This is a genomic window from Streptomyces sp. NPDC052020, assembly GCF_040680575.1.
Lineage (GTDB): Bacteria > Actinomycetota > Actinomycetes > Streptomycetales > Streptomycetaceae > Streptomyces.
In genome coordinates, this window is record NZ_JBFAWY010000014.1 from 40,489 (window position 1) to 55,006 (window position 14,518).

11 protein-coding genes and 1 riboswitch are annotated in these 14,518 nt (G+C 74.6%); of the genes, 9 read left to right on the plus strand and 2 right to left on the minus strand.

The window, feature by feature from the left end:
• Positions 1–7: 7 nt before the first annotated feature.
• Positions 8–739: a class II aldolase/adducin family protein gene (locus AB0L74_RS16770; protein ID WP_365651799.1), complete on the minus strand. Its 732-nt coding sequence runs from the start codon at positions 737–739 to the stop codon at positions 8–10.
• A 227-nt stretch (positions 740–966) separates the two neighbouring features.
• Here AB0L74_RS16770 and AB0L74_RS16775 point away from each other — a divergent pair, with 227 nt between their 5' ends.
• From AB0L74_RS16775 to cobI, 9 genes are all read left to right on the plus strand, one after another.
• The gene (locus tag AB0L74_RS16775) at positions 967–2,226 is read left to right on the plus strand and encodes an inorganic phosphate transporter (protein WP_365651802.1); all 1,260 of its coding nucleotides are present in this window, start codon (positions 967–969) and stop codon (positions 2,224–2,226) included.
• 34 nt (positions 2,227–2,260) lie between these two features.
• Positions 2,261–2,482 carry a hypothetical protein gene (locus AB0L74_RS16780; RefSeq protein ID WP_029385150.1) on the plus strand — a complete coding sequence of 74 codons (222 nt, stop codon included), beginning with the start codon at positions 2,261–2,263 and terminating at the stop codon, positions 2,480–2,482.
• 261 nt (positions 2,483–2,743) lie between these two features.
• Positions 2,744–2,815: riboswitch (cobalamin riboswitch) on the plus strand.
• Between the two features lie 122 nt (positions 2,816–2,937).
• On the plus strand, positions 2,938–3,897 hold the full coding sequence (locus AB0L74_RS16785) for a cobalamin biosynthesis protein (RefSeq protein WP_365651806.1): 960 nt from the start codon (positions 2,938–2,940) through the stop codon (positions 3,895–3,897).
• Positions 3,894–5,441, plus strand: coding sequence for a cobyric acid synthase (locus AB0L74_RS16790; protein WP_365651809.1), 1,548 nt, complete (start codon positions 3,894–3,896; stop codon positions 5,439–5,441). Before AB0L74_RS16785 ends, AB0L74_RS16790 begins: the two co-directional genes overlap by 4 nt.
• Positions 5,438–9,088: a cobaltochelatase subunit CobN gene (gene cobN / locus AB0L74_RS16795; protein ID WP_365651812.1), complete on the plus strand. Its 3,651-nt coding sequence runs from the start codon at positions 5,438–5,440 to the stop codon at positions 9,086–9,088. Before AB0L74_RS16790 ends, cobN begins: the two co-directional genes overlap by 4 nt.
• Entirely contained in the window at positions 9,085–11,070 is a 1,986-nt protein-coding gene (locus tag AB0L74_RS16800) for a putative cobaltochelatase (RefSeq protein ID WP_365651815.1), read from the plus strand. The genes cobN and AB0L74_RS16800 overlap by 4 nt, the downstream gene beginning before the upstream one ends.
• Complete coding sequence (gene cobO / locus AB0L74_RS16805) at positions 11,070–11,669, plus strand: cob(I)yrinic acid a,c-diamide adenosyltransferase (RefSeq protein ID WP_365651818.1); 600 nt, start codon at positions 11,070–11,072, stop codon at positions 11,667–11,669. The genes AB0L74_RS16800 and cobO overlap by 1 nt, the downstream gene beginning before the upstream one ends.
• Positions 11,666–13,021 carry a cobyrinate a,c-diamide synthase gene (locus AB0L74_RS16810; protein WP_365652184.1) on the plus strand — a complete coding sequence of 452 codons (1,356 nt, stop codon included), beginning with the start codon at positions 11,666–11,668 and terminating at the stop codon, positions 13,019–13,021. Before cobO ends, AB0L74_RS16810 begins: the two co-directional genes overlap by 4 nt.
• A complete protein-coding gene (gene cobI, locus AB0L74_RS16815) occupies positions 13,018–13,749 on the plus strand; it encodes a precorrin-2 C(20)-methyltransferase (RefSeq protein ID WP_365651821.1) in 732 nt (243 codons plus the stop codon). Before AB0L74_RS16810 ends, cobI begins: the two co-directional genes overlap by 4 nt.
• Positions 13,750–13,766: 17 nt before the next feature.
• Here cobI and AB0L74_RS16820 read toward each other — a convergent pair whose 3' ends face one another.
• Entirely contained in the window at positions 13,767–14,495 is a 729-nt protein-coding gene (locus AB0L74_RS16820) for a ZIP family metal transporter (protein WP_365651824.1), read from the minus strand.
• Between the last annotated feature and the right edge of the window lie 23 nt (positions 14,496–14,518).

Below are 14,518 nucleotides of genomic sequence, written 5' to 3' on the forward strand. Positions count from 1 at the left end.
GCGCCGGTCAGCTCTCCTGGCCGTATCCCCGCAGCCGTTCGCCGGCCTCGGCGAGCTGCTCCCGCGTCAGCAGGGACGGCGTCAGGCCGGGCACGGACGAGGCGGTCAGCCACAGGCGGCACATCCACTCCAGCTGGGCGGTGCGGTCGTACGCCTGGTCGAGGGTGGCGCCGTAGGTGAGCGTGCCGTGGTTGCGCAGAAGGCAGCCGGAGCGGTCGGCGAGGGCGTCGAGCATGTGCGCGGCCAGCTCCTCGGTGCCGTACGTGGCGTACGGGGCGACCCGGACGGGGCCGCCCAGGGCGGCGGCCATGTAGTGGACCGGGGGGAGCTCCCGGACGAGGGCCGAGACGGCCGTCGCGTGCACGGCGTGGGTGTGGACGACGGCGCGGGCGCCGGTGGCGCGGTACACGGCCAGGTGCATGGGCAGCTCACTGGTGGGGACCAGCGTGCCGAGCACCTGGGCGCCGTCGAGACCGACCCCGGTGACGTCCTGCGGCGTGAGCCGGTCGTACGGGACACCCGACGGGGTGACCAGGACGGTGTCGCCGACGCGCACCGAGACATTGCCGGAGGTGCCGACCACCAGTCCGTCGGCGACCGTGCGCCGGGCCGTCGCCACGAGCGCCTCCCAGGCGTGCGCCTCCTCCGGGCGCACGCGCCTTTCCCGCGACTCCCCCACCACCCGCTCCTCCTCCCGGGCGCCCTGGGCGCTCCGCCGGTTCCACGTCTGCTCGGTCATGAGGCGATCTTCCCAGGCGCCGCCCCCGCCGGGTGACCGATATCTCTTCGGACCGTCCGCCCGGCCGGGCGGACGCGCGGCAGCCGGGCGCGGGGCGCACACGACCTGCGCAAGAGGGGGCGAAGACCCCGCTTCCGGTCACTGCCGCGCCCCTCTCAGTTCATCTTCCGTTCACCCTCGTTACCTACGTTCGAGCAACCAATGACCTCGAACGATTGCCTGGGTAAATGGAAAGCTTCTCGCTGATTCTCGCGATTGTGGTGGTGACCGCACTCGCGTTCGATTTCACGAACGGTTTCCACGACACCGCGAACGCGATGGCCACGACCATTTCCACGGGCGCTCTGCGGCCCAAGGTCGCGGTGGCCATGTCCGCCGTCCTCAACCTGGTGGGCGCCTTCCTCTCCGTGGAGGTCGCCAACACCATCTCCAAGGGGCTCGTCGACGAGACCGGCATCCGTCCCGAGGTCATATTCGCCGCCCTGGTCGGCGCGATCCTCTGGAACCTGCTGACCTGGCTGGTCGGCCTGCCGTCCAGCTCCTCGCACGCCCTGATGGGCGGTCTGATCGGCGCCGCGATCGCTTCCGCGGGCGTCGGCGCGGTCCACGGCGACGTGCTCGTCACCAAGGTGCTCCTGCCGGCGGTCGCCGCCCCGATCGTCGCGGGCGTCGCGGCGATGTTCGCCTCCCGGCTGACGTACACGCTGGGCAGGAAGGCCGACGGCGCGGCCGCCGCCAAGGGCTACCGCGCCGGGCAGATCGCCTCCGCCGGCCTGGTCTCGCTGGCGCACGGCACCAACGACGCGCAGAAGACGATGGGCATCATCACCCTCGCCCTGGTCGCCGGCGGCGCCCTCGCCCCCGACTCCGACCCCCCGATGTGGGTCATCCTCTCCGCGGGCCTGGCCATCGCGCTCGGCACCTACCTCGGCGGCTGGCGCATCATCCGCACCATGGGCAAGGGCCTGACCGACCTCCAGCCGCAGCAGGGCTTCGCCGCCCAGACCAGCGCCGCCACGGTCATCCTGGCCTCCTCCCACCTCGGCTTCTCCCTCTCCACCACGCACTCGGTCTCCGGTGCCGTGATGGGCGCGGGCCTCGGCCGCAAGGGCGGTGTGGTGCGCTGGTCCACGGCCACCCGGATGTTCGTCGCCTGGGGCCTGACCCTGCCCGCCGCGGCCCTGGTCGCCGCGCTCGCCGAGTGGGTCTGCGGCCTGGGCGACTGGGGCACGGCGCTGGTCGCGGTCTTCCTGGTCGCCTCCAGCTTCGCCATCTGGAAGATCTCCCGCCGCGAGGTCGTCGACCACACCAACGTCAACGACACCGAGGAGGCCGGGGAAGCCGGGTCGGCCGGGGTGGTGACCACCGCGATCGCCGCCGTGACCCCGCCCCCGGCGGGCGCGTCCGCCGAGGACCTGACCGCCGCGATCCCGGCCCAGGCCACGGCCTCCGACGCCAAGGCGCCGTCGGCCGCCACCCCCGTCTGAGCCCGCGCCCACCCGGTACGAAGGAAGTAGCAGGATGAAGATCGACTGGGCAGCCCTCGGCTCCGTCTTCGGGGTCAGCCTCGTGGTCACCGTTGCCCTGGTGGCCCTGTTCACCCTCGGCATCGCCGGCCTCTCCCGCCGGGAGCGGGCCGCGGCGCAGGGCGGTTCCGCCGCCCTCGCGGTCACCGGCGCGTACGCGTGCTTCGCCGCCTGCGCGGCTGCGGTGGCGTACGGGATCTATCTGATCGTCGCCTGACGGCGGCACACGCGGGCGCCCGGCCGCCCCGCCCGCGCCGGCGCGGCGCCCGAGCGGTCACCGGGTGCCGCCCGGCGGGCCGCGCCGCCCACGGTCACCCCGGGGTGCGGGACGGGCCACCGTCCCGCACCCCGCTTTCGCGTGCCCGGCGCTCGCCCTGGCGATGTGGGCCTGCGCACACTCCCCCCGGCGCAGGTCAAGGGCAAGTTGACGGGTGTTCGGGGGCCGTGGTGGACTTCCTGGGCCATGTACGGCGGCAGGAGAGGAAGCCCGGTGCGAATCCGGCGCGGTCCCGCCACTGTGACCGGGGTGCCCCCCGGGAGCCAGGAACTCTCACCGCCGGTCTCGTCGAACCAGGGCGTGGACACCCTGAGTGAGGACATAACGCGATGCTCGGCTGCCGATCGAGGTTCACCGTCAGGTCTCTCCCCGACCGTGTGACCGGCTGAGCTCCCATGCGTGCCGAACGCGTCTTCGCGTACGGCGCCGCCGCGGGCCTTCTCGGCGACCTCCTCCTCGGCGATCCCCGCCGGGGGCATCCGGTCGCCGCGTTCGGCCGTGCCGCCGGTGCCGTGGAACGTCTGCTGTGGCGGGACCACCGTGGCTGGGGCGCCCTGCACGCCGCCGTGTGCGCCGGCGGGGCCGTGGCGCTCGGCGCCCTCGCCTCCCGGGCCGTGCGCCCCTCCCCCGCCGCCTCCGTCGCGCTGACCGCGGCCGCCACCTGGGCCGTCGTCGGCGGCACCTCGCTCGCGCGCGAGGCCGGTGCCGTCGGGCGGGCGCTGGAGGCGGGCGACATCGAGGCCGCCCGGGCGCGGCTGCCGCATCTGTGCGGGCGCGACCCGCAGGCCCTGGACGCCGACCAGATCGCGCGGGCCGTCGTGGAGTCCGTCGCCGAGAACACCTCCGACGCGGTGGTGGGCGCCCTGGTGTGGGGTGCCGTCGGCGGCGTGCCGGGGCTGCTCGGTTTCCGGGCCGTCAACACCCTGGACGCGATGGTCGGCCACACGTCGCCCCGCCACCGCCGCTACGGCTGGGCCTCGGCCCGTCTCGACGACCTCGCCGGCTGGCCGGGCGCGCGGCTCACCGCCGTCCTCGCCGTCCTCGCCGGCGGCGACCCGCGCGGGGCCGTCCGGGCCTGGCGGGCCGACGCCGCGCGGCACCCGAGCCCCAACGCCGGGCCCGTCGAGGCGTCGTTCGCGGGCGCTCTCGGCGTCCGGCTCGGCGGAACGCTGTCGTACGGCGGGCGGGTGGAGCACCGGCCCGTGCTCAACGGCGCGGCGGGACGCACCGTCCGCGTCGGCGACATCGGCCGTGCGGTACGGCTGTCCCGGCGCGTGTCCTGGCTGGCGCTGGGCGCGTGTGCGGGCGCGCGGCTGCTGGCCGTCGGCCCGCGGAAGAGAGGACGTACGTCATGAGCGGCACGGGAGCCGGGTCCGGCACGGCAGGCGGTAGGGGCGGCGGTCTCCTCGTCGCCGGGACCACCTCCGACGCCGGCAAGAGCGTCGTCACCGCCGGAATCTGCCGGTGGCTGGCGCGGCAGGGCGTCAAGGTCGCGCCGTTCAAGGCGCAGAACATGTCGCTGAACTCCTTCGTCACCCGTGAGGGCGCCGAGATCGGGCGGGCCCAGGCGATGCAGGCGCAGGCGTGCCGCGTCGAGCCGACCGCGCTGATGAACCCGGTGCTGCTCAAGCCGGGCGGCGAGCAGAGCAGCCAGGTGGTGCTGCTGGGCAAGCCGGTCGGCGAGCTCAGCGCGCGCGGCTATCACGGCGGACGGCAGCGGCAGCTGCTCGGCACCGTCCTGGACTGCCTGGCCGAGCTGCGCCGCACGTACGACGCGGTGATCTGCGAGGGGGCGGGCAGCCCGGCGGAGATCAACCTGCGCCGGACCGACATCGTGAACATGGGGATCGCCCGCAACGCCGGGCTCCCGGTGCTGGTCGTCGGCGACATCGACCGCGGGGGCGTGTTCGCCTCGTTCTTCGGGACGGTGGCGCTGCTGTCGCCCGAGGACCAGGCGCTGGTCGCCGGGTTCCTGGTCAACAAGTTCCGCGGGGACGTGTCGCTGCTGGAGCCGGGCCTGGACATGCTGCACGGCCTGACCGGACGGCACACCTACGGGGTGCTGCCGTTCCGGCACGGGCTCGGCATCGACGAGGAGGACGGCCTGCGGGTCTCCCTGCGCGGCACCGTGCGGGAGTCGAACGTGGCCCCGCCCGTCGGGGAGGACGTGCTGCGGGTCGCCGTCTGCGCCATCCCGCTGATGTCGAACTTCACGGACGTGGACGCGCTGGCCGCCGAGCCGGGCGTGGTGGTGCGGTTCGTCGACCGGCCGGAGGAACTGGCCGACGCGGACCTGGTGGTCGTCCCGGGGACGCGGGGGACGGTCCGGGCGCTGGACTGGCTGCGGGAGCGGGGACTCGCGGACGCCCTCAGGCGCAGGGCCGCCGAGCAGCGGCCCGTGCTCGGCCTCTGCGGCGGCTTCCAGCTCCTCGGCGAGCGCATCGAGGACGACGTCGAGAGCCGCCGCGGCCGGGTCGACGGGCTCGGGATCCTGCCGGTGCGGGTGCGGTTCGCCCGTGAGAAGACCCTCACCCGGCCGGTGGGCCGGGCCCTCGGCGAGCGGGTCGAGGGGTACGAGATCCACCACGGGGTCGCCGAGGTCACCGGAGGGGAGCCCTTCCTCGACGGCTGCCGGGTCGGCCAGACCTGGGGGACGCACTGGCACGGCTCGCTGGAGTCGGACGGTTTCCGGCGGGCGTTCCTGCGCGAGGTGGCCGCCGCCGCGGGCCGCCGCTTCGTACCGGCCCCGGACACGTCGTTCGCCGTGCTGCGCGAGGAGCAGCTCGACCGGCTCGGCGACCTGATCGAACAGCACGCGGACACGGACGCGCTGTGGCGGCTCATCGAGTCCGGCGCGCCGCAAGGACTGCCTTTCATTCCACCGGGAGCGCCCGCATGAGCACAGTGTTGTTGTTGTCGACCGCCGACACGGATCTGCTGGCGGCCCGAGCCTCAGACGCCGCCTACCGGATCGGCAACCCGACCCGGGTGGACGTGCGGGAGGAGCTGCCGGGCCTCCTGGACGGCGCGGACGTCGCCGTCGTACGGCTGCTGGGCGGCAAGCGCGCCTGGGAGGACGGCCTCGCCGCGCTCAAGGCGTCCGGCGTCCCCACCGTGCTGCTGGGCGGGGAGGCCGTGCCGGACGCGGAGCTGATGGCCGAGTCCAGCGTGCCCGCCGGAGTCGTCGCCGAGGCGCTGAAGTACCTCGTGGAGGGCGGCCCGGCCAACCTGGCCGAGCTGGCGCGGTTCCTGTCCGACACCGTGCTGCTGACGGGTGAGGGCTTCGCCGCGCCCCGGAAGATGCCGGAGTACGGGGTGCACGGCTCCTGCGAGCTCCACGACGGCCGGCCGACCGTGGGCGTGCTCTTCTACCGCGCGCACGAGCTGAGCGGCAACACCGCCTTCGTGGACACCCTGTGCGACGCCATCGAGGCGCACGGCGCCAACGCCCTGCCCGTGTACTGCGGTTCGCTGCGGGGCGCGGACGCCGGACTGTACGAGATCCTCGGCCGGGCCGACGCGCTGGTCGCCACCGTCCTGGCCGCCGGCGGCACCCACGCCTCGCAGGCGTCGGCGGGCGGCGACGAGGAGTCCTGGGACATCGGGGCCCTCGCCGACCTCAACGTGCCGGTGCTGCAAGGGCTCTGCCTGACCTCCTCGCGCGCCGCGTGGGAGGAGTCCGACGCCGCCCTGTCCCCCATGGACGCGGCGATGCAGGTCGCCATCCCCGAGTTCGACGGCCGCCTGATCACCGTGCCGTTCTCCTTCAAGGAGCAGGGCCCCGACGACGTTCCCGTGTACGCCGCCGACCCGGAGCGGGCCGCGCGGGTCGCCGGGATCGCCGTACGGCACGCCCGGCTGAGGCACAAGCCGAACGCGGAGAAGAGGATCGCGCTCGTCTTCACCGCCTACCCGACCAAGCACTCCCGGGTCGGCAACGCGGTCGGCCTGGACACGCCCGCCTCGGCGGTGCGGGTGCTGGACGCGCTGCGGGACGCCGGGTACGCGCTCACCGACTACCCCTCCGGCGGCGACGAGCTGATCCACCGGCTCATCGAGGCCGGCGGGCACGACGTGGAGTGGCTGACGCAGGAGCAGCTGGCCGCCGCGCCCGCGCGGGTCCCGCTGGCCGACTACCGGGCGTGGTTCGAGAAGCTGGACCCCGAACTCCGGGAGGCCATGCGGGAGGCGTGGGGCGAGCCGCCGGGCTCGCTGTACGTGGACGGCGACGACATCGTGCTGGCGTCCCTGCGGTTCGGGAACGTCGTCGTCATGATCCAGCCGCCGCGCGGCTTCGGCGAGAACCCCATCGCGATCTACCACGACCCGGACATGCCGCCGTCCCACCACTACCTGGCGGCCTACCGCTGGCTGGAGAACAGCTTCGGCGCCGACGCGATCGTGCACATGGGCAAGCACGGCACGATGGAGTGGCTGCCGGGCAAGGGGCTGGGCCTGAGCGCCGGCTGCGCGCCGGACGCCGTCCTCGGCGACCTCCCCCTGGTCTACCCGTTCATCGTCAACGACCCCGGCGAGGGCACCCAGGCCAAGCGGCGCGGGCACGCGACGGTGGTCGACCACCTCGTCCCGCCGATGGCGCGCGCCGACACCTACGGCGACCTGGCCAAGCTGGAGCAGCTCCTCGACGAGTACGCGCTGGTCAGCGATCTGGACCCGACGAAGGCCCCGGCCGTGCGGGCGCAGATCTGGACGCTGGTCAAGGCGGCGGAGCTCCACCACGACCTGCACGTGGACGAACAGCCGGACGACGACGAGTTCGACGAGTTCGTCATGCACATCGACGGCTACCTGTGCGAGATCAAGGACGTGCAGATCCGCGACGGCCTGCACATCCTGGGCGGCGGGCCGGTCGGCGAGCCCCGCGTGAACCTGGTCCTGGCCGTGCTGCGCGCCTCCCAGGTGTGGGGCGGGCAGGCGAACGCGCTGCCGGGCCTGCGGGCCGCGCTGGCCGGGCACTTCGGGCTGGTGGAGAAGGAGCTGCTGGCCGAGCCGGGCGCGCCGGTGAAGGTGCCGGTGGAGCTGACGGACCTGGTGGAGGGCCCGGCGCGGACCGCCGCCGACGCGATCGACCTGCTGGAGCAGCTGTGCCGGCGGATCGCGGAGGGGATGGAGGCGCGGGACTGGGCGGCCGCCTCGGTGCCCGGGCTGGTGCGCGAGGTCCTGGGCACCGAGCTCCCCGACGCCGTGGCCGTGCTGGAGTTCGCCTGTACCGAGGTCGTGCCGCGCCTGGCCCGTACGACGGACGAGATCGGGCACATCCTGCGCGCCCTGGACGGCGGTTACGTCCCGGCCGGTCCCTCCGGTTCGCCGACCCGGGGCCTGGTCAACGTCCTGCCGACCGGCCGGAACTTCTACTCGGTCGACCCCAAGGCGATCCCGTCCCGGCTGAGCTGGGAGGTCGGGCAGTCGCTGGCGGACTCGCTGGTACAGCGGTACCTCCAGGACACGGGCGAGTACCCGAAGTCCGTCGGCCTGACGGTGTGGGGCACTTCGGCCATGCGCACCCAGGGCGACGACATCGCGGAGATCCTGGCGCTGCTGGGCTGCCGTCCGGTGTGGGACGACGCCTCGCGCCGGGTCACCGGCTTCGAGATCGTCCCCCTGGCGGAGCTGGGCCGGCCGCGCATCGACGTCACCGTCCGCATCTCCGGCTTCTTCCGGGACGCGTTCCCGCACGTGGTCGGGCTGATCGACGACGCGGTGCGGGCGGTGGCCGAGCTGGAGGAGCCCGCCGAGTCCAACTACGTGCGGGCGCACGTGGAGCAGGACACCGCCGGGCACGGCGACCGGCGCCGGGCCACCGCCCGCATCTTCGGCTCCAAGCCGGGCGCGTACGGCGCGGGGCTGCTGCCGCTGATCGATGCCCGCAACTGGCGCTCCGACGCGGACCTGGCCGAGGTGTACGCGGTGTGGGGCGGCTACGCCTACGGGCGCGGGCTCGACGGGCGGGCGGCGCGCGGGGACATGGAGACGGCGTTCCGGCGGATCGCCGTCGCCGCGAAGAACGTCGATACGCGTGAGCACGACCTCGTCGACGCGGACGACTACTTCCAGTACCACGGCGGCATGGTCGCCATGGTGCGGCACCTGACGGGGGCGAGCCCCGAGGCGTACGTCGGTGATTCGGCCACGCCCGACCAGGTGAAGACCCGGACGCTGGGCGAGGAGACGCACCGCGTCTTCCGCGCCCGGGTGGTCAACCCGCGCTGGATGGCGGCGATGCGGCGCCACGGCTACAAGGGCGCCTTCGAGATGGCGGCGACCGTGGACTACCTGTTCGGCTACGACGCCACGGCCGGGGTCGTGGACGACTGGATGTACGAGAAGCTGAGCGCGGAGTACGTCTTCGACCCGGAGAACCGGGACTTCATGAAGAAGTCCAACCCGTGGGCGCTGCGCGGCATCACCGAGCGGCTGCTGGAGGCGGCGGACCGGGGCCTGTGGTCCGAGCCGGACGCGGACACGCTGGAGCGGCTGCGCGCCACTTATCTGGAGCTCGAGGGCGACTTGGAGGGCGACCAGTGACCACCCCCTTCCCTTTCACGGCCGTGGTCGGCCAGGACGACCTGCGGCTCGCGCTGCTGTTGAACGCCGTGTCCCCGGCGGTCGGCGGAGTCCTCGTGCGCGGCGAGAAGGGCACCGCGAAGAGCACGGCGGTGCGTGCCCTCTCGGCGCTGCTGCCCGAGGTCGCCGTCGTGCCCGGGTGCCGTTTCTCCTGTGACCCGGCCTCCCCGGACCCCGGCTGCCCGGACGGGCCGCACGAGCCGGGCGCGGGGACCGCGCGCCCCGCGCGCATGGTCGAGCTGCCCGTCGGCGCCTCCGAGGACCGGCTGGTGGGCGCCCTCGACATCGAGCGGGCGCTCGCGGAGGGCGTGAAGGCGTTCGAGCCGGGCCTGCTCGCCGGCGCGCACCGCGGGATCCTGTACGTGGACGAGGTCAACCTGCTCCACGACCACCTGGTCGACCTGCTGCTGGACGCGGCGGCGATGGGCGCCTCGTACGTCGAGCGCGAGGGCGTCTCCGTGCGGCACGCGGCGCGCTTCCTGCTCGTCGGCACCATGAACCCGGAAGAGGGCGAGCTGCGCCCGCAGCTCCTCGACCGGTTCGGGCTGACCGTGGAGGTCGCGGCCTCGCGGGAGCCGGAGCGGCGGGTGGAGGTCGTGCGCCGGCGCCTCGCCTACGAGGACGACCCCGCCGCCTTCGCCGCGCGCTGGGCCGACGAGGAGGCCGCCGTACGGCAGCGGATCACCGCGGCACGGGAGCTGCTGCCGCGGGTGCGGCTCGGCGACGGGGCGCTGCGGCAGATCGCGGCGACCTGCGCGGCGTTCGAGGTGGACGGCATGCGGGCGGACATCGTGATGGCGCGCACGGCGACGGCGCTGGCCGCGTGGGCGGGCCGGACCGACGTGCTCGCGGAGGATGTGCGGCAGGCGGCGCTGCTGGCGCTGCCGCACCGGCGCCGGCGCAACCCCTTCGACGCGCCGGGCCTCGACGAGGACAAGCTCGACCAGACCCTGGAGGAGTTCTCCGGGGAGGACGACGACCCGGACCCGGGACCGGACGGGCCCGGCGGGGGCGGTGGAAAGCCCGCTCCCGACAACGGCCCCCAGGGCGGTGACACCGCCGCGCGCCCCGAGGCCGGGGAGGGCGGCGAGCCGCAGCCGTCGGGCGCGGGTGAGCAGTCCCCCGTGCGGGCGGCGGAGCCGTTCCGTACGAAGGCGCTGAGCGTGCCCGGCATCGGCGAGGGTGCCGCCGGGCGGCGCTCGCGGGCGCGGACCGAGCACGGGCGCACGACCGGGGCGCGGCGTCCGCGGGGTGCGCTGACCAAGCTGCATCTTGCGGCGACCGTGCAGGCGGCGGCCCCGCATCAGCGGGCGCGCGGGCGGTCGGGGCCGGGGTTGGTGGTCCGCCGGGACGATCTGCGGCAGGCGACCCGCGAGGGGCGTGAGGGCAACCTCGTGCTGTTCGTGGTCGACGCCTCCGGCTCGATGGCGGCGCGGCAGCGCATGGGCGCCGTGAAGGGTGCCGTGCTGTCGCTGCTGCTCGACGCCTACCAGCGGCGGGACAAGGTGGGGCTGGTGACGTTCCGGGGGTCGGGCGCCGAGGTGGCGCTGCCGCCGACGTCGTCCGTCGATGCCGCCGCCGCGCGGCTTCAGTCGTTGCCGACGGGCGGGCGGACGCCGCTCGCGGCGGGGCTGCTCAAGGCCCACGACGTGCTGCGGGTGGAGCGGCTGCGGGACGCGGCGCGGCGGCCGCTGGTCGTGGTGGTGACGGACGGGCGGGCCACGGGCGGCCCGGAGCCGGTGGCGCTGGCGTCGCGGGCCGCGCGGCTGTTCGCGGCGGAGGGGGTCGCCTCGGTGGTCGTGGACTGTGAGTCGGGGCCGGTGCGGCTGGGGCTGGCCGGCAAGCTCGCCGCCGAGCTGGGCGGCACCGCCGTGACGCTGGACGAGCTGCGGGCCGACGCGATCGCCGGCCTGGTGAAGGACGTACAGAGGAGGGCCGCGTAATGCCGCAGGGACAGCCGAGTGTCGTTCCCGACGATGGTCTGACGACGCGTCAGCGACGCAACCGGCCGCTGGTCGTGGTGCACACGGGCGTGGGCAAGGGCAAGTCGACGGCCGCCTTCGGGCTGGCGCTGCGGGCCTGGAACCAGGGGTGGCCGATCGGGGTGTTCCAGTTCGTCAAGTCGGCGAAGTGGAAGGTCGGCGAGGAGCGGGCGCTGCGCGTGCTCGGGGACTCCGGCGAGGGCGGGAGCGTCGCCTGGCACAAGATGGGCGAGGGCTGGTCCTGGGTCCAGCGGGACGCCCAGATGGACAACGCGGAGAAGGCCCGCGAGGGCTGGGAGCAGGTCAAGCGGGACCTGGCGAACGAGACGTACCGGCTGTACGTGCTGGACGAGTTCGCCTACCCGATGCACTGGGGCTGGGTCGACACGGACGAGGTCGTGCAGGTGCTGCGCGACCGTCCGGGAACCCAGCATGTGGTGATCACCGGGCGGAACGCGCCGGAGAAGCTGGTGGACTTCGCCGATCTCGTCACCGACATGTCCAAGGTCAAGCACCCGATGGACGTGGGGCAGAAGGGACAGAGGGGCATCGAGTGGTGAACCCCTCCTCGTCCGTCCCCCGGCTCGTGGTCGCCGCGCCCTCCTCGGGGAGCGGCAAGACCACCGTCGCCACGGGGCTGATGGCCGCGTTCACCGCGCGGGGGCTCGCCGTGTCCCCGCACAAGGTGGGGCCGGACTACATCGACCCCGGCTACCACGCGCTCGCGACCGGGCGGGCGGGGCGCAACCTCGACGCCTACCTGTGCGGTCCGGAGCTGGTCGGTCCGCTGTTCCTGCACGGGGCCCGAGGCTGTGACCTCGCCGTGGTCGAGGGTGTGATGGGGCTGTACGACGGGGCGGCCGGGGAGGGCGAACTGGCCTCCACCGCGCAGGTGGCGAAGGTGCTGCGGGCGCCGGTGGTGCTGGTGGTCGACGCGTCCTCGCAGTCGCGGTCGGTGGCGGCGCTGGTGCACGGCTTCGCGTCCTGGGACCCCGGGGTGCGGATCGGGGGCGTGATCCTCAACAAGGTCGGCTCCGACCGGCACGAGGCGCTGCTGCGGGAGGCGCTGGACGCGGCCGGGGTGCCGGTGCTGGGCGTGCTGCGGCGGGCGCCGCAGGTGGACACGCCGTCGCGGCATCTGGGGCTGGTGCCGGTCGCCGAGCGGCGCGGCGCGGCGGTTCAGGCCGTGGCGGCGATGGCCGCGCAGGTCGAGGCCGGATGCGATCTTCAGGCGCTGGCGGGGCTGGCGCGCGGTGCGGGCCCGCTGTCGTGCGGGGAGTGGGAGCCGCCGGTGGTCTGCGGCGGGACGCGCCCCGTGGTGGCCGTGGCCGGTGGCGCGGCGTTCACGTTCTCCTACGCCGAGCACGCCGAGCTGCTGACCGCCGCCGGTGCCGAGGTGGTGACGTTCGATCCGCTGCGGGACGAGCGGCTGCCGGAGGGCACGGCGGGGCTGGTGATCGGCGGCGGCTTCCCGGAGGTGTACGCCGGTGAGCTGTCCGCCAACGAGCCGCTGCGCCGGGCGGTCGGCGAGCTGGCGCGTTCCGGCGCCCCCGTGGCCGCCGAGTGCGCGGGGCTGCTGTATCTGTGCCGGGAGCTGGACGGGCAGCCGATGTGCGGGGTGCTGGACGCCTCCGCGCGGATGAGCGAGCGGCTGACGCTGGGCTACCGGGACGCGGTGGCCGTGGGCGACAGTGTGCTGGCGCCGTCCGGGACGCGCATGCGGGGGCACGAGTTCCACCGCACGGTGGTCGAGCCCGGGGCGGGGGCGGCCCCGGCGTGGGGGGTGCGGGCGCCCGAGCGGCGCGTCGAAGGTTTCGTACAGCGCGGTGTGCACGCGAGTTATCTGCACACGCACTGGGCGTCCGAGCCCGGTGTCGCCCGTCGGTTCGTGGAGAGGTGCCGGACGTCATGAGCAGCAGGCTGGTCGGGGTCGGGGTCGGTCCGGGCGACCCGGAGCTGGTGACCGTGAAGGGCGTGAACGCGCTGCGCGCGGCCGAGGTGGTCGTCGTGCCCGTCATGGACACCGGTGAGCGGGGACGGGCCGAGGCGACGGTGCTGCACTACGTGCCCGCGGAGAAGGTCGTCCGGGTGGTGTTCGCGCTGAACGAGCGCACCGACCGGGCGCGGCGCGAGGCGGCGTGGGACGCGGCGGGCGAGCGGGTGGCCGGGCTGCTGCGGGCCCACGGCAGCGTGGCGTTCGCGACCATCGGGGACCCGAACGTGTACTCGACGTTCACCTATCTCGCGCAGACCGTCGCCGGGCTGGTGCCGGGCACGGTCGTCGAGACGGTGCCCGGGATCACCGCCATGCAGGATCTCGCGGCCCGTTCGGGCGCCGTGCTGACGGAGGGCACCGAGCCGCTGACGCTGGTGCCGGTGACGGCGGGCGCGGCCGTGCTGAAGGACGCGCTCAGCGGGCCGGGCACGGTCGTGGCGTACAAGTTCGGGCGGCAGGCCGCCGAGGTCGCCGAGGCGCTGCGCGACAGCGGGCGGATCGGCGGTGCCGTGTGGGGTTCCGCGCTGGGGCTGCCGGAGGAGTCGATCCGGCCGGCCGCCGAGCTGGACGGGGCGGCCCTGCCGTATCTGTCGACGCTGATCGCGCCCGCGCGCCGGGACGGCGGGCGGGGCGGGAAACTGTGACCCGCCGGGGGGCGTGGTCACTCGGCGATGCCGACCACCAGCCAGATGAACGCCGCGCCCGCGACCGTGCACAGCACGGTCGAGCGGGCCGGGTGCTCGTGGTGGGCCTCGGGCAGGATCTCGGCCGCCGCGAGATAGAGCAGCGCGCCGCCGAAGAAGCCGAGATAGCCGCCGAGCAGGGGCTCGGGGAGGGTGAACAGCAGCGTGGAGGCGGCACCGGCGACCGGGGCGACCGCGTCCGCGACCAGCATGGCGACGGCGCGGCGGCGGGCGTTGCCGTAGACGGTCGTGAGGGTGAAGGTGTTGAAGCCGTCCGCGAAGTCGTGGGCGATCACGGCGAGCGCGACGGCGAGCCCCATGCCGTGGCCGACCTGGAAGGCGGCGCCGATGGCGACCCCGTCCATGGCGCTGTGGCCGACCATCGCGGCGGCGGCGGTGAGGCCGACCTCGGGTGTCCGACCGTCGTGCTCCTCCGCACCGTGGGCGGCCTGTCGTGCCGCCAGCAGACGTTCCACCAGATGGGCTACGAGGAAACCGGCCACGAACAGCAGCAGGGCCGCCGGGACGCCGTGCACCTCGGTGCCCGCCGCCTCAAGCGCCTCCGGCAGCAGGTCCAGGCCGACGACGCCCAGCATCAGGCCGCCGGCCAGGCCCAGCACCAGGTGGCGGCGGTCGGTCACGCGCTGTGCCGTCCAGCCGCCGGCCAGCGTCATCAGGAACGCGCCGAGCGCGACGAAGACCGCCATGTGCCCTTGCTATCCGATCGGCG

Coding starts and splice junctions, on each gene's coding strand:
- AB0L74_RS16770 (WP_365651799.1), bottom strand. CDS start 739: ATGACCGAGCAGACGTGGAACCGGCGGAGCGCCCAGGGCGCCCGGGAG.
- AB0L74_RS16775 (WP_365651802.1), top strand. CDS start 967: ATGGAAAGCTTCTCGCTGATTCTCGCGATTGTGGTGGTGACCGCACTC.
- AB0L74_RS16780 (WP_029385150.1), top strand. CDS start 2,261: ATGAAGATCGACTGGGCAGCCCTCGGCTCCGTCTTCGGGGTCAGCCTC.
- AB0L74_RS16785 (WP_365651806.1), top strand. CDS start 2,938: ATGCGTGCCGAACGCGTCTTCGCGTACGGCGCCGCCGCGGGCCTTCTC.
- AB0L74_RS16790 (WP_365651809.1), top strand. CDS start 3,894: ATGAGCGGCACGGGAGCCGGGTCCGGCACGGCAGGCGGTAGGGGCGGC.
- cobN (WP_365651812.1), top strand. CDS start 5,438: ATGAGCACAGTGTTGTTGTTGTCGACCGCCGACACGGATCTGCTGGCG.
- cobO (WP_365651818.1), top strand. CDS start 11,070: ATGCCGCAGGGACAGCCGAGTGTCGTTCCCGACGATGGTCTGACGACG.
- cobI (WP_365651821.1), top strand. CDS start 13,018: ATGAGCAGCAGGCTGGTCGGGGTCGGGGTCGGTCCGGGCGACCCGGAG.
- AB0L74_RS16820 (WP_365651824.1), bottom strand. CDS start 14,495: ATGGCGGTCTTCGTCGCGCTCGGCGCGTTCCTGATGACGCTGGCCGGC.